This window comes from Streptomyces sp. R-74717, assembly GCF_047305335.1.
Taxonomy (GTDB): domain Bacteria; phylum Actinomycetota; class Actinomycetes; order Streptomycetales; family Streptomycetaceae; genus Streptomyces; species Streptomyces atratus.
Window position 1 is genome coordinate 2,971,341 of record NZ_CP102361.1, and the last position, 21,876, is coordinate 2,993,216.

Annotated in this window: 19 protein-coding genes and 3 pseudogenes; 10 read left to right on the plus strand and 12 right to left on the minus strand. The window is 68.8% G+C overall.

Features of this window, described 5'->3' with window-relative positions:
• Positions 1-88: 88 nt before the first annotated feature.
• From NRF20_RS13220 to NRF20_RS13230, 3 genes and pseudogenes are all read left to right on the plus strand, one after another.
• The gene (locus NRF20_RS13220; RefSeq protein WP_413752620.1) at positions 89-1,816 is read left to right on the plus strand and encodes a glycosyltransferase; all 1,728 of its coding nucleotides are present in this window, start codon (positions 89-91) and stop codon (positions 1,814-1,816) included.
• 185 nt (positions 1,817-2,001) lie between these two features.
• Positions 2,002-2,220, plus strand: a pseudogene (locus NRF20_RS13225) (hypothetical protein); the annotation flags it as partial.
• Positions 2,204-2,458 (plus strand): annotated as a pseudogene (locus NRF20_RS13230) (chitinase); the annotation flags it as partial. The pseudogenes NRF20_RS13225 and NRF20_RS13230, both read left to right, overlap by 17 nt.
• Here NRF20_RS13230 and NRF20_RS13235 read toward each other — a convergent pair.
• From NRF20_RS13235 to NRF20_RS13270, 8 genes and pseudogenes are all read right to left on the minus strand, one after another.
• The gene (locus tag NRF20_RS13235; RefSeq protein WP_413752621.1) at positions 2,409-3,125 is read right to left on the minus strand and encodes a phosphatase PAP2 family protein; all 717 of its coding nucleotides are present in this window, start codon (positions 3,123-3,125) and stop codon (positions 2,409-2,411) included. The pseudogene NRF20_RS13230 and the gene NRF20_RS13235 overlap by 50 nt on opposite strands.
• A gap of 32 nt (positions 3,126-3,157) precedes the next feature.
• A pseudogene (locus NRF20_RS13240) lies at positions 3,158-3,343 on the minus strand (hypothetical protein); the annotation flags it as partial.
• 196 nt (positions 3,344-3,539) lie between these two features.
• Positions 3,540-4,955 carry an NAD(P)/FAD-dependent oxidoreductase gene (locus tag NRF20_RS13245; RefSeq protein WP_398630260.1) on the minus strand — a complete coding sequence of 472 codons (1,416 nt, stop codon included), beginning with the start codon at positions 4,953-4,955 and terminating at the stop codon, positions 3,540-3,542.
• 24 nt (positions 4,956-4,979) lie between these two features.
• Entirely contained in the window at positions 4,980-5,780 is an 801-nt protein-coding gene (locus NRF20_RS13250) for an ABC transporter permease (protein WP_413752622.1), read from the minus strand.
• Positions 5,780-6,709 (minus strand): ABC transporter permease, encoded by a 930-nt coding sequence (locus tag NRF20_RS13255; protein ID WP_266357445.1) that lies wholly within the window; start codon positions 6,707-6,709, stop codon positions 5,780-5,782. Before NRF20_RS13255 ends, NRF20_RS13250 begins: the two co-directional genes overlap by 1 nt.
• Positions 6,706-7,854, minus strand: a complete 1,149-nt coding sequence (locus NRF20_RS13260; protein WP_266357446.1) for an ABC transporter ATP-binding protein — start codon at positions 7,852-7,854, stop codon at positions 6,706-6,708. Before NRF20_RS13260 ends, NRF20_RS13255 begins: the two co-directional genes overlap by 4 nt.
• A gap of 58 nt (positions 7,855-7,912) precedes the next feature.
• Entirely contained in the window at positions 7,913-9,163 is a 1,251-nt protein-coding gene (locus NRF20_RS13265; RefSeq protein WP_398630262.1) for a PotD/PotF family extracellular solute-binding protein, read from the minus strand.
• A gap of 42 nt (positions 9,164-9,205) precedes the next feature.
• Entirely contained in the window at positions 9,206-10,720 is a 1,515-nt protein-coding gene (locus NRF20_RS13270) for a gamma-aminobutyraldehyde dehydrogenase (RefSeq protein WP_266357449.1), read from the minus strand.
• Positions 10,721-10,936: 216 nt separating this feature from the next.
• Between NRF20_RS13270 and NRF20_RS13275 the strand changes: the two genes are divergently transcribed.
• On the plus strand, positions 10,937-11,476 hold the full coding sequence (locus NRF20_RS13275) for an NADAR family protein (protein ID WP_398630419.1): 540 nt from the start codon (positions 10,937-10,939) through the stop codon (positions 11,474-11,476).
• 110 nt (positions 11,477-11,586) lie between these two features.
• On the opposite strand, the gene NRF20_RS13280 is transcribed toward NRF20_RS13275, so the two are convergent.
• Complete coding sequence (locus tag NRF20_RS13280) at positions 11,587-12,312, minus strand: DUF4190 domain-containing protein (protein ID WP_413752623.1); 726 nt, start codon at positions 12,310-12,312, stop codon at positions 11,587-11,589.
• Positions 12,313-12,446: 134 nt separating this feature from the next.
• On the opposite strand from NRF20_RS13280, the gene NRF20_RS13285 reads away from it, so the two are divergent.
• The 6 genes from NRF20_RS13285 to NRF20_RS13310 all read left to right on the plus strand — a co-directional run bounded on the left by NRF20_RS13285 (position 12,447) and on the right by NRF20_RS13310 (position 18,308).
• Positions 12,447-13,481 carry an adenosine deaminase gene (locus tag NRF20_RS13285; RefSeq protein WP_413752624.1) on the plus strand — a complete coding sequence of 345 codons (1,035 nt, stop codon included), beginning with the start codon at positions 12,447-12,449 and terminating at the stop codon, positions 13,479-13,481.
• Positions 13,482-13,503: 22 nt separating this feature from the next.
• Entirely contained in the window at positions 13,504-14,208 is a 705-nt protein-coding gene (locus NRF20_RS13290) for a glycerophosphodiester phosphodiesterase (RefSeq protein WP_398630265.1), read from the plus strand.
• A gap of 68 nt (positions 14,209-14,276) precedes the next feature.
• Complete coding sequence (locus NRF20_RS13295; protein ID WP_398630266.1) at positions 14,277-15,083, plus strand: SAM-dependent methyltransferase; 807 nt, start codon at positions 14,277-14,279, stop codon at positions 15,081-15,083.
• Between the two features lie 12 nt (positions 15,084-15,095).
• Positions 15,096-16,301, plus strand: coding sequence for a sensor histidine kinase (locus NRF20_RS13300; protein WP_413752625.1), 1,206 nt, complete (start codon positions 15,096-15,098; stop codon positions 16,299-16,301).
• Complete coding sequence (locus NRF20_RS13305; protein WP_266357456.1) at positions 16,298-16,990, plus strand: response regulator; 693 nt, start codon at positions 16,298-16,300, stop codon at positions 16,988-16,990. The genes NRF20_RS13300 and NRF20_RS13305 overlap by 4 nt, the downstream gene beginning before the upstream one ends.
• A 109-nt stretch (positions 16,991-17,099) precedes the next feature.
• Complete coding sequence (locus tag NRF20_RS13310) at positions 17,100-18,308, plus strand: serine hydrolase domain-containing protein (RefSeq protein ID WP_398630268.1); 1,209 nt, start codon at positions 17,100-17,102, stop codon at positions 18,306-18,308.
• Between the two features lies 1 nt (position 18,309).
• Here the strand turns inward: NRF20_RS13310 and NRF20_RS13315 are convergent, their stop codons facing one another.
• The 3 genes from NRF20_RS13315 to NRF20_RS13325 form a co-directional block, all read right to left on the minus strand.
• Positions 18,310-18,855, minus strand: coding sequence for a hypothetical protein (locus tag NRF20_RS13315; protein ID WP_413752626.1), 546 nt, complete (start codon positions 18,853-18,855; stop codon positions 18,310-18,312).
• Positions 18,856-18,909: 54 nt separating this feature from the next.
• The gene (locus tag NRF20_RS13320; protein ID WP_413754561.1) at positions 18,910-20,073 is read right to left on the minus strand and encodes an ABC transporter substrate-binding protein; all 1,164 of its coding nucleotides are present in this window, start codon (positions 20,071-20,073) and stop codon (positions 18,910-18,912) included.
• Positions 20,074-20,263: 190 nt separating this feature from the next.
• Complete coding sequence (locus NRF20_RS13325; RefSeq protein ID WP_266357463.1) at positions 20,264-21,703, minus strand: gamma-aminobutyraldehyde dehydrogenase; 1,440 nt, start codon at positions 21,701-21,703, stop codon at positions 20,264-20,266.
• Between the last annotated feature and the right edge of the window lie 173 nt (positions 21,704-21,876).

A 21,876-nucleotide genomic window follows, 5' to 3' on the forward strand; every position in this document is an offset into this window, starting at 1 on the left:
CCAAGACAGTTGAGAACTTGGTACATGCCGTGAACGACGGGTAAACATGTGACCGTAATCGTCATGAACGGTTCCCGGGGGGGAATTAGTGTCGGACCCAACAGTCACAGTCATCATCGGCGCCTATAACGCCATGCCCTATCTGACGCGCTGCCTGGAATCGGTGGTCGAACAGTCGCTGGGCACGTACGAACTGGAATGCCTGGCCGTCGATGACGGATCGACCGACGGCACCGGGCAGGAGCTGGACCGGTTCGCCGCCGAGCGGCCTGGCACGGTGCGCGTCATCCACCAGCAGAACTCGGGAGGGCCGAGCGGCCCGCGCAACGTCGCTCTCGGGCTGGCCCGGGGCCGCTACGTCTTCTTCCTGGACGCCGACGACTACCTCGGCCCCCATGCTCTGCGCCGAATGATCGACATGGCCGAGCGCAACGGCTCCGACATAACGCTGGGCAAGTACGTGGGTGTCAACTGCACCGTGCCCCGTTCCATGTTCGAGGCCGACCAGGAGGTCGTCGATCTGGCCACCTCCCGCGTCTGGTACGCCCTGATGCCGCACAAGCTCATGCGGCGTTCGTTCCTGGAGGAGCGCCGACTGCGCTTCGACGAGGACATCCACATGGGCGAGGACCGCCTCTTCGTGACCAAGGCCTACCTGCAGGCTTCCGTGATCTCGGTGGTCGCCGACGAGGACTGCTACTTCAAGGTACAGCGCGACGACGAGGGCAACCTCACCAGCAACTTCCGTGACGTGATGAAACGTCTTGAGGTCGCCCGACGCCTGATGACCGCGATCACCACGTGCAGCGAACCCGGACCCGTTCGTGACGCCGCGCTGTTGCGGCACTTCAGGGGCGGCCTCCTGGACTCCTTCTCCTGGCGCTTCCCGCTGTTGAAGGAGGGCGACCGGCTGAAGGCCATGGGGATCGCCAAGGAGCAGCTGGACGAGTTCTACACCCCGGAACTCGCCGTCCAGATGACCGCACCGCTCCGGCTGGTCGCCCACTGCGCACAGCACGGACTGCAGCGGGAACTGATCGACATCATCGATTTCCTGACCGCGGAGAGGGACAAGCACCGGCCTCCCCACGAGATTGCCGTCAAGAACGGGCGCGCCTACGCCGCCTACCCGTATTTCGGCGACGCGAAGGCCGGTATCCCCGACTCCTGTTACGACGTCACCGCCGGACTACAGCAGGACGACCGGCTGGACGGCGTCGAATGGAACCGGACCGGGCGACATGGCGTCCTTCGGCTGCGCGGCCATGGCTACATCGAGAACGTGGACACACAGGAGCCCGCCACCGAGCTGGTCCTGCGGCTGCGGAACGACGGGCGCGAGGTGCGCGTCCCCACCCGCAGCGCACCGCTGTCCGCCCACGCCCGTGTCCGGGGGCACGACTGCGACCACAGTGCGGCGGGCTTCACCGCCGACATCGACATCACCCGCGCCCTGGACGGCGCCCCGCTGCCGACGGGGGTGTGGGACGTGTACCTCAACGTCCGCTCCCAGGGCCTGAGCACCCAGCGAAGGTTCGGCGCCCGCAAGGCGGACGACCTGGCTCCGGCCCGCGGCGGCCGGAGCGGAACCCTGGAAGTAGAGCCGTACTACACCCGGGGCTTCGCCAACCTCAGCCTGCACATCACCCGCGCCTCCCAGACGAAACAGATCTCGAAAGGGTTCAAGCGGCGCTTGCGCAGGAGGCTGACCGGCCTCAGCAAGCAGATCGGCAGCGGGAGACTCAGAAGAGCCGCGAGGCTCAGACACCTGTCCGGTCTCGGCCGGACCAACCGGCCCGGCCGGTCACAGCCCTAGGTGTATTGCCCTGCATATGCGGCGTGATCCGCCGGACAGGCCCTTGCTCGGGCCTGTCCGGTGCTCGGGCCTGTCCGGCGATCCGGGCCGACGTGGGCGCGCGGGTCCGTCCGGCATGGCCCGAGCGGACCGTGGTGGACGGACATGCGGTTCCCGGCCCCGGACCTGGGGCTGCGTTTCGGCCGACCCGCCTCATCGACCGCCCCGGGCCGGTTCTCTCCGGTTTCGGCGATGCCCGCATGGGCTTCTTCGTGCCGCCGGGCACCGTCACCCGCTGGGTCGGCACCGGTGTACGGGGAGCGGGGCGAGGGACCTGGACAGTCGTGCCGTACCCGGGGCGGAGGGCCGCGGGCGGGGTGCGCCGGCTGATCCCGCCGGACGGCTCCCAAGGTCTTCCCCGGGCTCCGTCCCGACCAGGTCTCCATCGGTCTGCCGGCCTCCACCCAGGCAGGCAACGGCTACACCACGCCCGCCGAGGTCACCGAGGCGCTGAACTGCCTGACGAAGAAGACCGACTGCGGCTCGTACGCCACCCACGGGACGTGGCCGGGGCTGCGCGGACTGATGACGTGGTCGATCAACCGGGACCCATTCAACAGCGGGGAGTTCTCGAAGAACTTCGACGCCTGCTTCGGCAGCTGAGGCCCAGCGGCAGGAGCAGCAGCCCGCACAGGAACCAACTGGCCACCACGTCCAGCGGCCAGTGGTAGCCCCGTCGGACCAGCCCGAAGGAGACGCCGAGGACCAGGGCGGCACAGGCGGCGAGGAGTGTGAGGCGGGTGCGGGCTGAACGGAGCCAGGGCAGGAGGAGCAGGGCCGCGGAGCCGTACGCGACGGCGGCGGTGGCGGTGTGCCCGGAGGGGTAGTAGTCGCCTCCCGGCGGCATGACCGGGGTGCCGTGGCGGCCGGTCCACTCCTTCAGGGGCACGATGATCGCCGGCACCAGGGCCATGAGTACGGCCGCAACGAGCGGCGGCAGCCACCAGCGGCCCGTCCCGGTGGCACGGCCCCGCCAGGCGACGTACACCGCGACCAGCGCCAGCAAGGGCACAGCGACCTGACCATTACCGAGGTCGGAGAGCAACTCGGATACCCGGTCCGGATGGATCAGCGCATGGCTGACCCGTTCGTCCACGCCCAGGAGAGGGCCATCGGTGGCCACCTGCCAGGTGATCAGCGTGAAGGGGAGGACCAACAGGCCGCACACCAGAAGGAACACGCGAAGGGAGAGACGGAGGGGTTCCGGTCGCTCGGCGACCCGTGGGGCGGGCGCACTCCCGGTCTGCGGGTCGGGGCAGGTCGGCAACATGAGGTCCAGCGTCTCAGATCCGGCCGTCCGGGCCGGGTGAGCACATCGAGCGTGGGACAGCCCAGCTCCCCCGGAGGAATCAGTACGTCCCAGTGCCGGCCGGCGGGAAGGAGCGCGACCCCCTGGGGATTGCGCTCCCACTCCCGCCGGCAGGCGTCCGGCTCCGGTGCCACCGATGTGAGCCACTCGACTGCTGCTCCGACCCCCGCGCCGGCCATGACCGGCCTCCATTCCGTGTGAACCGGCCATGCATGGCCGGTTCACACGGAAGATGAGGGGTTGCGAGCTGCTGCCGGTTTGCTGCACTGAAGTGAGTTGTGGTGAGCGGGAGTGGGTCCTTTTCCATTACGCGGGTTCGGGCTACGGGTCGGCAGTGAACTGGATCACGCCCCTCAGGGCGGGGGTCCGCCGCGCTCAGCTGTCGAAGCCGAGCCCCAGCCGGTCCATCGTCCGCAGCCAGAGATTGCGGTGCCCGCCATTGCTGTCCGCCCTGGCCAGGGACCGCTTGGTGAGCTCGATCCCGGCCCAGGCGAAGGGCTCCGGCGGGAACGGCATCGGCTTGCTGCGGACCATTTCCAGAGCGGTCCGCTCATTCTGTTCGCCCGCCAGCAGATCGAGCATCACATCGGCCCCGAACCGGGTGGCTCCGACACCGAGTCCGGTATATCCGGCAGCATAGGCAACCCGGCCCTGATGGGCCGTACCGAAGAATGCGGAAAAGCGGGAACAGGTGTCGATCGCCCCGCCCCAGGCATGACTGAATTGGACCCCGGCCAACTGCGGGAAACAGTCGAAGAACTGACCCGCGAGCTTGAGGAAGGTCTCCGGGCGCTGATCGAGATCGGCGCTCAGCCGGCCCCCGTACGGATAGATCGCGTCATATCCGCCCCACAGAATCCGGTTGTCGGCCGACATCCGGAAGTAGTGGAACTGATTGGCGCTGTCGCCCAGTCCCTGCCGGTTCTTCCAGCCGATCGAGGCGAGCTGGTCGGCGGTGAGAGGCTCGGTCATCAGCGCGTAGTCGTAGACCGGCACGGTGTACGGGCGTACCCGCTTGACCAGCGAAGGGAAGATGTTCGTGCCGAGGGCGACACGGCGCGCGAAGACCCTCCCGTACGGCGTGCGGACCGCCATTCCCGTGGTGGACCTGGCCAGTTCGAGGCCCCGGGTGTGCTCATACATACGCACCCCGAGGTCGAGACAGGCCCGCTTCAGGCCCCAGGCCAGTTTGGCGGGATGCAGCATGGCGACCCCGTTCCGGTCCCAGAGCCCACCCAGGAAAGTGGGCGAGTCGACCTCGGCGCGCAGTGCATCCCGGTCCAGGAATTCCACACCCGTGAAGCCGAGCTTTTCGGTCTCCTGGTGCCATTCGAGAAGTTCTTCGAGCTGGTGGGGTTCGGTGGCGACATCGATTTCGCCGGTGCGCTCGAATTCGCAGTCGATGGAGTAGCGGGCGACGGCGGCCTCGATGGCGTCGAGGTTCCGCTCGCCCAGCTCCTCCAGCTTCCTGATCTCGTCCGGCCAGCGCTCCAGGCCGTTGGGCAGGCCATGGGTGAGAGAGGCGGCGCAGAATCCGCCGTTGCGGCCCGAGGCGGCCCAGCCCACCTCGTGCCCCTCGATCAGTACGACGTCCCGCTCCGGGTCGCGTTCCTTGGCGATCAGCGCGGTCCACAGTCCGCTGTAGCCGCCGCCGATGACGAGGAGATCGCAGTGCTCGTCACCGGTGAGCGCGGGCAGCGCTTCGGGCTTGCCGGGGTCGTCGAGCCAGAACGAGACCGGCTTGGCGTCGGCAAGTGATTGTGCAGCAGTACGCATGGCAACTGGGGCCATGGTTTCCAACTCCTTCAGGGCTTTCTATCGTGCGTTGTTCTTCCGCCGGTTCGCGATCAGCTGGCCGGCGACAACCACCAGCACAGCAATGATGAACATCGCCGTACCGATGACGTTGATCTGCACGGGCGTGCCGCGCTGTGCCGATCCCCAGACGAACATGGGGAAGGTCACGGTGGAGCCCGCGTTGAAATTGGTGATGATGAAATCGTCGAAGGAGAGCGCGAAGGCGAGCAGCGCTCCCGCCGCGATTCCGGGGGCGGCGATCGGCAGCGTCACCCGCAGGAAGGTCTGCACGGGTCCCGCGTACAGATCGCGGGCCGCCTCCTCCAGCCGCGGGTCCATCGACATCACACGCGCCTTGACGGCCGTCACGACGAAGCTCAGGCAGAACATGATGTGCGCGATGAGGATCGTCCAGAAGCCCAGCTGTGCGCCCATGTTGAGGAAGAGCGTGAGCAGCGAGGCGGCCATGACGACCTCGGGCATCGCCATCGGCAGGAAGATCAGGGAGTTGATCGCGCCGCGCGCCCGGAAGCGGTAACGGACCAGCGCGAAGGAGATCATCGTGCCCAGGACGGTCGCACCGACCGTCGCCCACGTGGCGATCTGGAGGGAGAGGGAGAGCGAGCCGCACATGTCGGCGACACCGCAGGGGTCCTTCCAGGCGTCCAGCGAGAACCGCTGCCAGGCGTAGTTGAAGCGGCCGTTCGGCTTGTTGAACGAGAACACCATCACGACGACGTTCGGAAGGATCATGTAGGCGAGGGTCAGCAGACCCGCGATGACGATCAGATTCCGGCGAATCCAGCGCAGTACGGGCATCAGACCAGGTCCTCCGTCCCGGAGCGGCGGATGTAGACGGTGACCATGATCAGGACGACCGCCATGAGGATGAAGGAGAGCGCGGCCGCCGTCGGATAGTCGAGGACGCGCAGGAACTGGGTCTGGATGACGCTGCCGACCATCTTGGTGTCGGTGGATCCCAGCAGTTCCGCGTTGACGTAGTCACCGCTGGCCGGAATGAAGGTCAGCAGCGTTCCGGAGACGACACCCGGCATGGAGAGCGGGAAGGTCACCTTGCGGAAGGTGGTGGCGGGGGTGGCGTACAGATCGCCGGCCGCCTCGTGCAGCCTGCCGTCGATCCGCTCCAGCGAGGTGTAGAGCGGCAGGATCATGAACGGCAGGAAGTTGTACGTGAGACCGCAGACCACCGCCATCGGCGTGGCCAGCACCCGGTTCGACTCGGTCCAGCCGAGCCAACTGGTGACGTCCAGGATGTGCAGCGTGTTCAGTACGTCGACGACCGCGCCGCCGTCCGCGAGGATCGTCTTCCAGGCGAGCGTACGGATCAGGAAGCTGGTGAAGAACGGCGCGATGACCAGCACCAGGACGACATTGCGCCAGCGGCCCGCCTTGAAGGCGATGAGGTACGCGAGCGGGTAGCCGAGCAGCAGGCACAGGATCGTGGCGGTGCCCGCGTACAGCAGGGACCGGATGAACTGCGGGTAGTAGTCCTTCAGCGCGTCCCAGTAGGTCTGGAAGTGCCAGGTGACCTCGAACCCCTTCTCCAGGGATCCCGTCTGTACGGAGGTCGACGCCTGGTAGACCAGCGGCAGCGCGAAGAAGACGACCAGCCACAGGATGCCGGGGAGCAGCAGCCAGTAGGGGACGAGGCGCTTGCGGGTGGAGGCCTTGCGCACCTTCAGCTCTGCGACGGGCGCGGCGGGTGGCGCCTCCTTGGTGACGGTCACGCCGCGTCCTCCACCGTCTCCACACCGGCGTCGATGTCCTGGGCGGCGTCCAGGCCGAAGGTGTGTGCCGGGTTCCAGTGCAGGACGACCTCGGCCCCGGGGGCGAGCCGGGCATCACGCTCGATGTTCTGCTCGTACACCTGCAGCGCCTTGCCCGCCGGGCTCTCCACCACGTACTGCGTGGACACTCCGATGAAGCTGGAATCGACGATCCGGCCGGTGACCCGGTTGCGGCCGTCGGCTATCGCGTCCGCGTCGTCGGCGTGCGCGAGCGAGATCTTCTCCGGGCGTACGCCGAGCAGCAGCTTGCCGCCGTTGGCGGTCGGGGCCGAACATCGCTCGGTGGGCAGCCGCAGCTTTCCGCCGCCGGCCGCCACGACGATGTCCGTGCCCGCGGAGACGATCTCGCCCTCGATGAGGTTGGACGTGCCGAGGAAGTTGGCGACGAAGGTCGTCTTCGGGTTCTCGTACAGATCGGCGGGGGCACCGAGCTGCTCGACCCGGCCGCCGTTCATCACCGCGACGGTGTCGGCCATGGTCATGGCCTCCTCCTGGTCGTGGGTGACATGGATGAACGTGATGCCGACCTCGGTCTGGATGCGCTTGAGCTCCAGCTGCATCTGGCGGCGCAGCTTGAGGTCGAGGGCGCCGAGCGGCTCGTCGAGGAGGAGCACCTGCGGGTGGTTGATCAGGGCGCGGGCGACGGCGACGCGCTGCTGCTGGCCGCCGGAGAGCTGGTGCGGCTTGCGCTTGGCGAAGTCGCCGAGCTGGACGAGCTCCAGCATCTCGTCGACCTGCTTCTTCACCGACTTGATGCCGCGCCGGCGCAGACCGAAGGCGACGTTCTCGGAGATGTCGAGGTGCGGGAAGAGCGCATAGCTCTGGAAGACCGTGTTGACGGGCCGCTTGTACGGGGGCAGGTCGGTGATGTCCCGGCCGCCCAGCGAGACGGTGCCGGTGGTCGCCTCCTCCAGGCCCGCGATCATCCGCAGGGTGGTGGTCTTGCCGCAGCCGGACGCGCCGAGCAGCGCGAAGAAGGAGCCCTGCGGGACGGTCAGATCGAGCGGCTTGACGGCGGCGAAGGAGCCGTACGTCTTGCTGATCCCGGTGAGGCGGACGTCGCCGCCTGTCTGCTGCTGTGTCATGGGTCGCGGTCCCAGTGGTATCAGGGGGAGTTCGGGTGAGGGGGCAGAGGCGCGGCGGTCAGGCGCCGATGAGCTTGGCGAACTTCTCTTCGTACGCCGTCTCTTCCTTGCTTGTCAGCGAGCGGAAGGAGTGCGAGCGGGCCGCCATCTCCTTGTCGGGAAGGATCAGTGCGTTGGAGGCCATGTCCTTGTCGATCTTGGAGAGTTCCTCACGGACACCGTCGACCGGGCAGACATAGTTGATGTACGCGGCGAGCTGGGCGGCGACCGGCGGCTCGTAGTAGTAGTCCATGAGCTTCTCGGCGTTGGTCTTGTGCCGTGCCTTGGCGGGGACCAGCATGTTGTCGCTCGACGTGATGTAACCGGCGGCCGGGATGGCGTACTTGATGTCCGGGTTTCCGGCCTGGAGCTGGATGATGTCGCCGGCCCAGGCGACGCAGGCGGCGATGTCGCCCTTGTCGAGGTCCGCGGTGTAGTCGTTGCCGGTGAAGCGGCGGATCTGCTTCTTGTCGACGCCCTTCTGGATCCGGCCGATCGCGGCGTCGTAGTCGGCGTCCGTGAACGAGCCCGGGTCCTTGCCCATGTCGAGCAGGGTCATGCCGACGGAGTCACGCATTTCGGAGAGGAACCCGACCCTTCCCTTGAGCGCGGGGTCGTCGAGCAGCTGCGTGATGGAGTCGACCTTGCGGCCGTCGGTCGCCTTGGAGTTGTACGCGATGACGGTGGGGATGCCGGTCCAGGGGTATGAGTAGGCGCGGCCCGGGTCCCAGTCGGGGGTGCGGAACTGGGCCGAGAGGTTGGCGAAGGCGTGCGGCAGGTTCACCGGGTCGAGTTTCTGGGCCCAGCCGAGCCGGATGATGCGGGCGGCCAGCCAGTCGGTGACGATGACGAGGTCGCGGCCGGTGTCCTGTCCCGCGGCGAGCTGCGGCTTTATCTTGCCGAAGAACTCGACGTTGTCGTTGATGTCCTCGGTGTACTTGACCTTGATCCCGGTGCGCTTCGTGAACGCCTCCAGGGTGGGCCGGTGCTTCTCGTCATCGCTGACGTCCATGTACTCGGTCCAGTTGGAGAAGTTGATCTGCTTCTCCTCGGCCGAGTGGTCGTCGGAGGCCGCCGCGGCGTCCCCCTCCCGCTTCGCCGGCGGGATGCCGCAGGCGCTCAGCGTGCCGAGACCGCCGATCGCGAGCGCCCCCATGCCGGAGGCGCGCAGCAGCGATCGGCGGGTCAGGGCGCCCCGGCCGCCGGTCAGACTGCGTCGCATCGCGGCCAGTTGGACCGCGGAGAGACGCTCGGGCTCGTACTGCTCCATGCGCGTTGCCCTTTCGGGTGTGTGTGGCCGGGGTCGGCCGGGTTATCGGTCTCCGAAGATCGTGCGGTGCCAGTCCTTCCGGGCGACCGCGGTGTTGTCGTACATGACGTGCTTGACCTGCGTGTACTCCTCGAAGGAGTACGACGACATGTCCTTGCCGAAGCCGCTGGCCTTGTATCCGCCGTGCGGCATCTCGCTGATGATCGGAATGTGGTCGTTGATCCAGACGCAGCCAGCCTTGATCTCGCGGGTGGCGCGGTTCGCCCGGTACAGGTCGCGGCTCCAGGCGGAGGCGGCGAGTCCGTACGGGGTGTCGTTGGCGAGGCGGATGCCCTCGTCGTCGGTGTCGAAGGGCAGCACGACCAGGACCGGGCCGAAGATCTCCGACTGGACGATCTCGCTGTCCTGGGCAGCACCGGCGACCAGGGTCGGCCGGTAGTAGGCACCGGCCGCCAGTTCGCCGTCGGGGGCCTCGCCGCCGGTCACGACGGTGGCGTAGCCGCGGGCTCGCTCGACGAATCCGGCGACCCGGTCCCGCTGGGCGTGGCTGATCAGCGGGCCGAGGTCGGTCGACGGGTCGAAGGGGTCGCCGAGCCGGACGGTTTCCATCAGCTCGGCGACGCCCTGCACGAAGGCGTCGTAAAGCGGGCGCTGGACATAGGCGCGGGTGGCGGCGGTGCAGTCCTGGCCGGTGTTGATGAGCGCTCCGGCGACCGCGCCGTGGACCGCGGCTTCGAGGTCGGCGTCGTCGAAGACCACGAAGGGAGCCTTGCCGCCGAGTTCGAGGTGGAGGCGCTTGACGGTGGAGGTGGCGATCTCCGCGACCCGCTTGCCGACGGCGGTGGAGCCGGTGAATGAGGTCATGACGACGTCCGGGTGGCCGACGAGATGCTCGCCGGCCTCCTTGCCCGCCCCGGTGACGATGTTGATCACACCGTCCGGGATGCCCGCCTCCGTGGCCGCCTGGGCGAACATCAGCGAGGTCAGCGGGGTGATCTCGGCGGGCTTCAGCACGATCGTGTTTCCCGCGGCGATGGCCGGGAGGATCTTCCAGGCGGCCATCTGGAGCGGGTAGTTCCAGGGCGCGATGGAGCCGACGACGCCGATCGCCTCACGGCGTACGTAGGAGGTGTGGTCGCCGTCGTACTCGGCGGCCGACTTGCCCTCCAGATGGCGGGCGGCGCCCGCGAAGAAGGAGGTGTTGTCGACGGTGCCGGGCACGTCGAACTCGGTGGAGAGCTTGATCGGCTTGCCGCACTGGAGGGACTCGACGTAGGCGAAGTCGTCGGCCTGCCCGGCGAGGACGGCGGCGAAGCGGTGCATCGCCTCGGCCCGCTCCGCCGGAGTCGCACCCGACCAGCCGGGGAACGCCTCGCGTGCGGCGGCGACGGCCGCGTCGACATCGGCGGTGCCCGCCAGTTCGTAGGTGTAGACGGTCTCGCCCGTCGCCGGGTTCACCACCTCGTGATGACGTCCCGATGTACCGGACCGCAGCTTTCCGCCGATGAATTGTGCGCCGTCCGCGAAGCGGTCCCGCACCTGGATGCCGTTGCCCATGACGCTCTCCTCCGCCGCAGTCCCCGGAGCACGGGGGCGGCGTAGCTTCTGCTCGATTTGAGTGCCGATCCTGACAGAGTGGATCGACCCCAACAAGTGATTCCGTTGTTGCCTTTTGGTTACGCGACGGAATCTGTCGACCATGTGTCGCGTTGTTGCGGAATTCCCCGTACGGAGTGTCAGTGGCGGATGCCAGACTCGCGTGTCATGGAACACATGCACGATCTCCTGGCTCGGACCGGGCGCGGCGAGAAGGTGAAGTATCTGCACTTCTGGGGGCATCGCCCGCGGCCCGACGGCAGCATCGGTGCGAGCTGTCTCAGTCAGTGGTGGCCTGCGCCCTTCACGGTCGACGGGGTGACGTATGCGTCGGCCGAGCACTGGATGATGGCCGCCAAGGCGCGGCTCTTCGGCGACGCGGAGTCGGAGGCCGAGGCCGTGTCGGCGAAGAGCCCGGCCCAGGCGAAGAAGGTCGGCCGGCTGGTCCGCGGTTTCGACGAGACGGTATGGGAGCGCGAGCGGTACGCACTGGTGGTGGCCGGCAGCGTCCACAAGTTCGCCCAGGCACCGGAGCTGCGGGAGTTCCTGCTGAACACCGGGGACCGGGTGCTGGTCGAGGCGAGCCCGATGGACCGGATCTGGGGGATCGGGCTGGCGGCGGACGACCCGCGTGCGGAGAATCCGGCGACCTGGCGGGGGCTGAATCTGCTGGGGTTCGCGCTGATGGACGCGCGGGCGGAGCTGCGCGCTCCATGAGGCGGCCGGGATGACCGATGGCCGGGCGGGCCGGAGCCCGGCCCGCCCGGCCATCGGGTGGGATACGGCACCGGCACCGCAGGGGTTCCGGCACCGGCGCTCGACGTCGGCTATCGCGCGACGTCGACGACCAGAGACGTGGAGTACGGGTCGTCGTTGTACGTGTTGTCGTCGAATTCATCGGCGTGGGTGACGAACAGCCAGATGAAGAAGCTGATGATCGCCACACCAAAAACGATGCCGATGGACCCCATGATGATCCCGGCGAGCGCCTGACCGCTGTTGGTCGCCTCACCGCGCTGCACCCGCTTGCGGCCCAGGATGCCGAAGATCAGGGCGAGTGCCCCAAGGATCAGACTGGGTATCCCGTAGATGCAGAACAGACAGACGGCCAGGATGCCGAGCACCATGGCTGCGGTACCCATGCCGTTGGACGGCGTGGTTCCGCCCCAGGGTGCCTGGTTGTAGCCGGTGTACCCCGGGTAGCTGCCGTACTGCGGGGCCGGCGCGGCAGGGTAGCCGTACTGCCCCGCGGCCGGCGGGACCTGCTGCCCCGGTCCGTTCGGTGCGATCGGTGGCGGCGGTACCTCCCCGGGGCCGAACCCGGCCCCGGAGCCGGACACCGGCCCGGCCTGCCCTCCCACACCGAACCCCGGTCCCGTGGCCGGCGCGGGACCGTTCCCCACACTCGGCATCGAGGTCGCCGTCGGCTGATCGTGCACAGCAGGCGGCCGGGGATCACCGGCCGGCTTCTCCAGCGGCACCCTGCTGTCCGGCGGAGCCCACGGATCGCGCGGCGCGGCCCCGCCCGCGGGCTGCTCTGTGTTGTCTGACATGGGCCTCCCCCATCGTGATCCCGTCATGCTACGGCCCACCACCGTCCGGCAGGACCCGGCCTACGATGATCCCCGTCCCCTGCCCGGCCGACCGCGCCCGGCACCCGAACCGTCCCACGCCCCCGGAGTAACCGATGACCGATCTGCACCCCTTCATCGCGGGGCTGCCCAAGGCGGAACTGCATGTCCACCACGTCGGGTCCGCCTCGCCCCGTATCGTCGCCGAGCTGGCCGCGCGCCACCCCGACTCCAAGGTCCCCACCGCCCCCGAGGCACTGGCCGACTACTTCACGTTCACGGACTTCAGCCACTTCATCGACGTGTATCTCTCCGTCGTGGACCTGATCCGCACCCCGGAGGACGTACGGCTGCTGACCTTCGAGGTCGCCCGTGACATGGCCCGGCAGAACATCCGATACGCGGAGCTGACCGTCACCCCGTTCAGCTCGACCCGGCGCGGCATCCCGGAGCAGGGGTTCATGGAGGCGATAGAGGACGCCCGCAAGGCCGCCGAGGCCGAGCTCGGGGTCGTTCTGCGCTGGTGCTTCGACATTCCCGGCGAGGCCGGGCTCGAAGCAGCCGAGGAGACCACCCGGCTCGCCGTGGACCTGCGTCCCGAGGGGCTCGTCTCGTTCGGGCTCGGCGGCCCGGAGATCGGTGTGGAGCGCCCGCAGTTCAAGCCCTACTTCGACCGGGCGATCGCCGAGGGCCTGCACTCCGTGCCGCACGCGGGGGAGACCACCGGGCCGCAGACCGTCTGGGACGCGCTGACCCATCTGCGCGCCGAGCGCATCGGCCACGGCACCAACTCCGTCCAGGACCCGAAGCTGCTGGCCCACCTCGCCGAGCGCCGCATCCCGCTGGAGGTCTGCCCGACCTCGAACATCGCGACCCGCGCGGTGGCCGACATCGAGCAGCACCCGGTCAGGGAGATGGTGCAGGCGGGCGTCCTGGTCACCATCAACAGCGACGACCCGCCGATGTTCGGCACGGACCTCAACAACGAGTACGGGGTGGCCGCCCGTCTCCTCGGTCTGGACGAGCGGGGTCTCGCGACGCTGGCGAAGAACGCGGTCGAGGCGTCGTACCTCGACGCGGCCGGCAAGCGGACGCTGGCCGCCGAGATCGACACGTACACGACGAACTGGCTGGAGCGCACCGGCCGCTGACCCCGGTGGCCACAATGACCCCATGGCCACCACTGTCACCGCCGTAGCCCATCGCGGCGATCCATACCGTGTCCGCGAGAACACGCTGCCCTCGATCCGCTCCGCCCTCGAACGGGGGGCGGACGCGGTCGAGGTCGATGTGCGAGTCACCCGCGACGGTGTACCGGTCCTGCTGCACGACTCCACGCTGGAGCGGCTGTGGGGCCATGACGTGCGTCTCGACCGACTGACCCACGAGGAGCTCACCGAGCTGACCGGGGGCGGTGTGCCCACGCTGCGCGACGCGCTGCTCGCCGCCGGGACGCACCGCGTCATGGTCGATCTGCCCGGCTCCACCGATGATTCGGTACGCAGGATCGTCGGCGAGGTGCGCGGGTGCGGGGCCGGTGAGCGGGCGTACTACTGCGCGGGCCCGGATGCCATGCTGCGGGTGCGCGCCGCCGACCCGTCCGCGGAGATCGCCCTGACCTGGACGACACTCGCGCCACCACGTGCCGCGCTGCTCGACGCGGTGAGGCCGAGGTGGCTGAACTACCGGTTCGGCCTGGTGGACCGGGAGATGACGGACCGTCTCCACCGGGACGGACTGCTGGTCTCCGCCTGGACGGCCGACACCAAGCGCACCATGCGCCGCCTCGTCCGGCAGGGTGTCGACTCGATCACCACCAACCGGGTCGACGCCCTGCAGAGGGTCCTCACCAACTCTTCGGCCAACGGCTCCACTTGATCGGTCCGGCATCATGGACAGCGCCGCATCCGCCGTGATGCCAGGCCGGGAGCCAGAGGAGCAGAGACGTGACCGAAGCCCGCACCACCCCTCTCAACGACCGCATCCGTTCCGACATCGCCCACAACGCGCGGGTCTGGAACTACTGGCTCGGTGGCAAGGACAACTATCCCGTGGACCGCGCTGTCGGCGACCAGGTCACCGGCATGTATCCGAGCATCGGCGAAGTGGCGCGCGCCGACCGGGCGTTTCTGGGGCGGGCCGTCCGGTATCTCGCCGGTGACGCGGGGATCGGCCAGTTCCTCGACATAGGCACCGGCCTGCCGACCGCAGGCAACACGCACGAGGTCGCCCAGCACACCGCTCCCGACTCCCGCATCGTGTACGTCGACAACGACCCGACCGTGCTGGTGCACGCCCGCGCGCTGCTCACCAGCTCGCCGGAGGGCGCGACCGAGTACATCGAGGCGGACGCGCGCCACCCGGAGCGGATCCTGCGGGCCGTCGAACCGACGCTGGACCTGAAGAAGCCGGTCGCGGTCATGCTGCTCGGCATCCTCAACTTCGTCCTCGACACGGACGAGGCGCAGCGCATCGTCAGGACGCTGATGGACGCGGTGCCGTCCGGCAGCCATCTGGTACTCACCCACCCCACGCTGGAGCTGGGCGGCGAGGGCAACGAGGCGGCGATGCGGTTCTGGAACGAGAACGCCACCCCGCCGATCACCGCGCGCAGCCGCGCCGAGTTCGCCGCGTTCCTGAGCGGGCTCGACCTCGTCGAGCCGGGTATCGTCTCGTGCGCGCGCTGGCGCGCCGCCCCGGGCTCCGGCACGGCCGAGGTCGCCCAGTTCGGCGCAGTGGCGCGGAAGCGCTGACAGCGCCGCCCGATGCGGATACGGGACATCGGAACGAGGGTGCTCGGGGCCGGTCCCCGCGCCGTCGACCTCCTCATCGCTCTGCTGGTACAGGCGGCCATGACCATGCCGTTCGTCGTGCCGCGCGCCCCGGAGCTGCCCGACGCCACGTGGACGGCGTACGGGCTGACGACCCTGATGGTGCTGCCGCTGGTCGCCCGCCGCCGGGCACCGGTCATGGTCCTCATCGCCGTGCTCGCGGCCGGCGGTCTGTACAAGTTCACGGTCGACGGGCCGGGCCAGCCGCTTCCGTACACCGGCCTCGTGGCGTTCTACACGGTGGCCGAACTCTCCTCGCCGCCGAAGCGGACCGGGATCGCCGTGCTCACGACACTGGCGGTGCTGTGCTCGGTCGGGCTCGACAGCAACGACATCAGGGAACTGCTCTTCTCCCTCTTCGTGTTCGCCGCGGCCTACGCCTTCGGCCGGCTCGCCGTGACGCGCAAGGCCTATCTGCGTGCGGTGGAGGACCGGGCCCGTCAGCTGGAGCTGACGCACCGCATCGAGGCCGAGCAGGCCGCGGCGCGCGAACGGGCCCGGATCGCCCGGGAGATGCACGACATCCTGTCCCATGCGGTGAGCCTGATGATCGTGCAGGCGGAGGCCGGCCCGGTGGCGGTGCGCACGGCACCGGAGCGTGCCGAGGCGGCGTTCGACGCGATCTCGGAGACGGGGCGGGACGCCATGGTGCAGCTGCGCCGGATGCTCGGCGTACTGCGCGAGAACGAGAGCGTGCCGGGCGCGCCGCGCGAGCCTCAGCCCGTACTGGACGAACTGCCCGGACTGGTCGAGCGGGTACGCGGCAGCGGTCTGGAGATCTCGTACGAGGTCACGGGCCCGGCCCGCCCGCTCGGCCTGGCTGTCGAGGCCACCGTCTACCGGATCGTGCAGGAGGCCCTGACAAACGTGGTCAAACATGCCGCCGCCGACACGGTCTCCGTTCAACTGGATTACGGGACGAAGGCGTTGATCGTCACGGTCACCGATGACGGGTGCGGTTCCGCGGGCGGCGCAGGCATGGGTCTGATCGGCATCGGGGAACGTGCCGCCGCACACGGCGGCACGGCCGGCACCGGCCCGGGCCCGGGCGGCCGGGGGTTCCGGGTCCGGGTGACGATTCCGCAGACCCACACCCCGGCACAGACGCAGCCCCGGACACAGACAGGAGTGGGAAGTTGACGATCCGCGTGGTGGTGGCCGACGACCAGGAGCTGGTACGCAGCGGCTTCGCGATGATCCTGGACGCGCAGCCGGACATCGAGGTGGTCGCCGAGGCGGGCGACGGGGCCGCGGCGGTCGACGCGGTGCGGCGGCTGGGCCCCGAGGTGGCGCTGCTCGACATCCGGATGCCCGGCACGGACGGCATCGAGGCCTGCCGCACCATCAACGCCGAGACCGGCTGCCGGACGGTCATGCTGACCACGTTCGACTCGGACGAGTACGTCTACGAGGCTCTGCACGCGGGCGCGAGCGGTTTCCTGCTCAAGGACGTGCGCCGCGACGACCTGGTGCACGCGGTACGGGTGGTGGCGGCCGGAGACTCGCTGCTGGCGCCGTCGGTGGCGCGGCGGCTGATCGAGGAGTACACCTCGCGCCCGGCCGCCTCGGCCGTGGGACCGTCGGCGCGCCTGGACGTACTGACCGCCCGGGAGCACGAGACGCTGCTGCATCTGGCCCGCGGGCTGTCGAACGCGGAGATCGCGGCCGCGCTGGTCGTCAGCGAGCACACGGTGAAGACCCATGTCGGCAATGTGCTGTCCAAGCTGGGCCTGCGCGACCGGATCCAGGCGGTGATCTGCGCGTACGAATGCGGTGTCGTGACTCCCTCTCCGGAGGGACAAGCGCCCCCGTCTCCCCCGCACAGGTGAGAGGAGCTCATGCCGAGGACCGCTCGGCCGGGTGATCCGCCGGGGCCTGCGGATCAACAGGATGGAGTCCAGCAGCAGTTACGGATCCCACGCCCAGGAGGCACCGGACATGAACACCCGCGCTACCCGTACCGTCATCGCCGCCGCTCTGGTCCTCGGCATCGCCGCCGTCCCGGCCGGACCGGCGCTCGCGGCAGCCCGCGCTCCGGTGGCCGCCGCCACGACCATCCAGGAGGCGCCGGACGCCGAGGCCCTGGACGCGAAGGCCCTGCGTGCCGCGATCGCCGGGCTGCCGAAGGCCGACGCCACGGCCGCACTCGTACGGGTCGCGGGCAGCGACGGCAACTGGCGGGGCAGTTCCGGCGTCCACGACCTGGAGTCCAACCGTCCGGCGGACCGGGACGCCCGCTTCCGGGCCGGTTCGGTCACCAAGGTCTTCACTGCCGCCGTCGCGCTCCAGTTGGCAGGCGAGGGGAAGCTCGACCTGAACCGCCCGGCCCGGCACTATCTGCCGGAGCTGATCCCGGCGAGCTATCGGAAGGTCACGGTGCGCCAGCTGCTGAACCACACCAGCGGCATCCCGTCCGTCGGCTCCGGCGGCGACACCCTGGACGAGTGGTACGCGCACCGCTTCGATCTGCACGACGCGGCGGACACGGTACGCGAAGCCACGTCCCACGAGCCGGACTTCGCGCCCGGTACGCAGCAGCACTACGCCAACATCGGCTACACCGTGGCGGGCCTTCTGATCGAGAAGGTCACCGGCCACACCTACGCGGCCGAGGTCTCCCGCCGCATCCTGAAGCCTCTGCACCTGAAGGACACGTACTTCCCCGGCACCGACCCGACGATCCGCGGCCCGTACAACCACGGCTACCAGATCTTCACCGGGACCGACGGGACCGGCGAGCTGCGCGATGTGTCGGTGTGGGGGGCGACGGACGCCTGGGCGGCGGGTGATCTGATCTCCACCACCGCCGACCTGGAGCACTTCACCCGGGCGCTGTTCCGCGGGCAGGTGGTGGGCGGTCCGCTGCTGGAGGAGATGTTCACGCTGCCCGGCGCGTCGGTGCGCGAGTACGGCACGGGCGGCCCTGCCGCGTTCAGCGTGGGTCTGTCGGTGATGAAGCTGGGCGGGCGCGAGGTCTGGGGCAAGACGGGTGGCCGCTGGGGCTACAACACGGCCATTGCGGCCACTCGTGATCTCTCCCGGACCCTCGTCTACAGCGTCAACGCGACGGACGCGAAGGGTGAGGGCATGAATCCCACGGCGATGAACATCGTGGTGGCCGCCTTCGGCGCCCCGTCGTCCGGCTGACTCAGACCGCCGGCGCGGCCGCCGGGGCGGGCACCGGCTGCGGTGCCCGCTCCATGGCCTCCAGCCGCTTGATCTTGCGGTGCACGACCAGCAGCGGGATCACCCCGAAAACGCCGAACGACATGTCGATGACCGACCACCAGAAGGGAATGTCGCGGATCGGTCCGCAGATCAGCGCGAGCGGGATGATCCCGGCGCAGGCGATCATGCCGAACTCGATGACCCAGATGTTGCGGACCGGGTCTCGGTAGGGGCCGTAGAAGGCGACCGCGATGACGAGGTGCGCGAAGGCCAGCCAGTCGGTGCCGTACAGCACGAAGGGGTACTTCGCGTCGGCCTCGTCGAGACCGGTGCGGACCCGGGTGATCCACTCCATCAGGGCCGGGAAGTGCTCGGGGACGGGCGAGGCCGAGGAGCTCAGCAGCTCCTCGGCCCAGCGGAGTTCGTGGACGAGCGGGAAGGCGGTCAGCCCACTCAGTACCAGACAGACGATGAAGACGACCAACCACACGCGTATACGCCTCTGCAGGGCGCGTCGCTCGCTCATGTCCGCAGCGTACGCCGGGGTTTACCGGCTCTTTTCGTCACCTCTGGCAGGGCTTCACAAGCCGACGATGGAGTTCCACTTCTTGGCGAACTCGGTGCGCTCCTCCGAGGTGATGTCCCGGGCGATCGCCAGCCGTTTGCGCATGGTGTCGTCGGGGAAGATCAGCGGGTCCTCGGCGAGCGCGGCGGCCTCCTCGTCCTTGGAGGAGGCCAGCACCTCGCGGGCGGCCGGGACGGGGCAGACGTAATTGACCCAGGTCGCCAGCTCCGCGGCCACCTCCGGCTCGTAGTAGTAGTCGATGAGCTTCTCGGCGTTGCGCTTGTGGCGGGCGAGGTTGGGGATCATGAGGGACTCCGCCCAGAGTTCGGCGCCCTCCTCGGGCACCACGAACTCGATCTCCGGGTTGTCCGCCTGGAGCTGGATGACATCGCCGGAGTAGGCCTGGCATGCGAGCACATCGCCGGTCGACAGGTCCTTGATGTAATCGTTGCCGGTGAAGCGGCGGATGTGCCTCTTCTTCACCAGCTTCTCCACCTGGTCGCACACCTCGTAGAAGTCGTCCCGCTTCCAGCGGGTGACGTCGACGCCGTTGCCCTGCATCAGAAGGGCCAAGGATTCGTCGAGCCCGGACAGCAGCGTGACCTTGCCGCGCAGGTCGTCCGCCCACAGATCGCTCAGGTGCTTGATCTCGCGGCCGAGCTTCTTGCGGTTGTACGCGATGCCGGTGATCCCGGACTGCCAGGGGACGCTGTGCGTCCGGCCCTTGTCGAAGGCGGGCGAGCGCAGCTGCGGATCCAGGTACTTGGCGACGTTGGGCTGCTCGGCCCGGTTCATCTCCTGGACCCAGCCGAGCCGTACGAACCGGGCGGCCATCCAGTCGCTCATGACGATCAGATCCCGGCCGGTCTCCTGGTGGTTCATCAGGGCCGGGCTGATCTTCCCGAAGAACTCGTCGTTGTCGTTGATCTCCTCGGTGTACGTGACGGAGATCCCGGTCCGCTTGCTGAACGCGTCGAGCGTGGGCCGCTTCGACGTGTCCTCGTCATCGGTGTCGATGTACAGGGGCCAGTTCGCGAAGTGCAGGGAGCGGTCACGCGCCGATGTGTCGCGTCCGGCGCGGTCACCGGGCCCCACATAGGCGGCGGGCACTCCGCAGCCGGCCAGCGTGACACCGGCCGCTGTGGCCCCGAAGGCGCGCAGCAGGGACCGGCGGGACATGGGGTTCTTCGGGGTTGCTCGCACCTGCGCAGAATGCCGGTCGGCGACGGCGCAGACAATGGACCAACCGTCCAGCGGCGCACGCTCCGTCCGCACACCCTGTCGATGCCGTCGCCGGTGCCGCCGTCGATACCGAACAGAAACGGCCCCGGGCTCATGCCCGGGGCCGCACACCGCAGCTGACGACGGATCAGCCGTCGAGCGAGGTCATGACGTGCTTGATGCGGGTGTAGTCCTCGAAGCCGTACGCGGAGAGGTCCTTGCCGTAGCCGGACTTCTTGAACCCGCCGTGCGGCATCTCGGCGACGAGCGGAATGTGGGTGTTGATCCACACGCAGCCGAAGTCGAGGTTCTTGGACATCCGCATGGCGCGGGAGTGGTCCTTGGTCCACACCGAGGAGGCCAGGGCGTACTCGACACCGTTGGCGTACGCGACGGCCTGGGCCTCGTCCGTGAACTTCTGGACGGTGATGACCGGGCCGAAGACCTCGTTCTGGATGATCTCGTCGTCCTGCTGGAGGCCGGAGACGACGGTCGGGGCGTAGAAGTACCCCTTCTCGCCGACCCGGTGGCCGCCCGCCTCGACCTTGGCGTGGGCGGGGAGCCGCTCGATGAAGCCGCTGACCTGCTTCAGCTGGTTGGCGTTGTTGAGCGGGCCGTACAGCACGTCCTCGTCGTCCGGCTGCCCCGTCTTGGTGTCGGCGGCGGCCTTGGCGAGGGCGGTGACGAACTCGTCGTGGATGGACTCGTGGACCAGGACGCGGGTCGCGGCCGTACAGTCCTGGCCCGCGTTGAAGAAGCCCGCGACGGAGATGCCCTCGACGGCCTTGGCGATGTCGGTGTCCTCGAACACGACGACCGGGGCCTTGCCACCGAGCTCCAGGTGCACCCGCTTGACGTCCTTGGCGGCGGACTCGGCGACCTGCATGCCGGCCCGTACCGAACCGGTGATGGAGGCCATCGCCGGGGTCGGGTGCTCGACCATCGCGCGGCCGGTGTCGCGGTCGCCGCAGATGACGTTGAAGACACCCTTGGGGAGGATCTGGCCGATGATCTCGGCGATCAGCACGGTGGACGCCGGGGTGGTGTCGGACGGCTTGATGACGACGGTGTTGCCCGCGGCGAGCGCCGGGGCGAACTTCCAGACGGCCATCATCATCGGGTAGTTCCACGGCGCGACCTGCGCGCAGACGCCGACCGGCTCGCGGCGGATGATCGAGGTGAGGCCCTCCATGTACTCGCCGGCCGAGCGGCCTTCGAGCATCCGCGCGGCACCCGCGAAGAAGCGGATCTGGTCCACCATCGGCGGGATCTCTTCGGTGCGGGTGAGCTCGATCGGCTTGCCCGTGTTCTCCGACTCGGCGGCGATGAGGTCCTCGGCGCGCTCCTCGAAGGCGTCCGCGATCTTCAGCAGGGCCTTCTGGCGCTCGGCGGGCGTGGCGTCGCGCCAGGCGGGGAAAGCGGCCGCGGCGGCGTCCATCGCGGCATCGACATCGGCCTGGCCGGAGAGCGGCGAGGTCGCGTAGACCTCTTCCGTCGCCGGGTTGACCACGTCGATGGTCCGCCCGTCAGCGGCGTCCCGGAACTCTCCGTTGATGTAGTTGCGCAGACGGCGCACCTCGGTGGTCACAACCACCCCTCCTGTCGACACGTCCAATGGATGAGATGCCCAGCCTAGTCGCTCAGGTATCGCTTTCGACATGCCCAACCGCCGTGAACTTCGGATTCAGTGAGATTGAGACCCCCAGACAACGAATTTCATCGATCTGGGGTTGCCAGACCGACGAGTCCCGGTGCACAGTG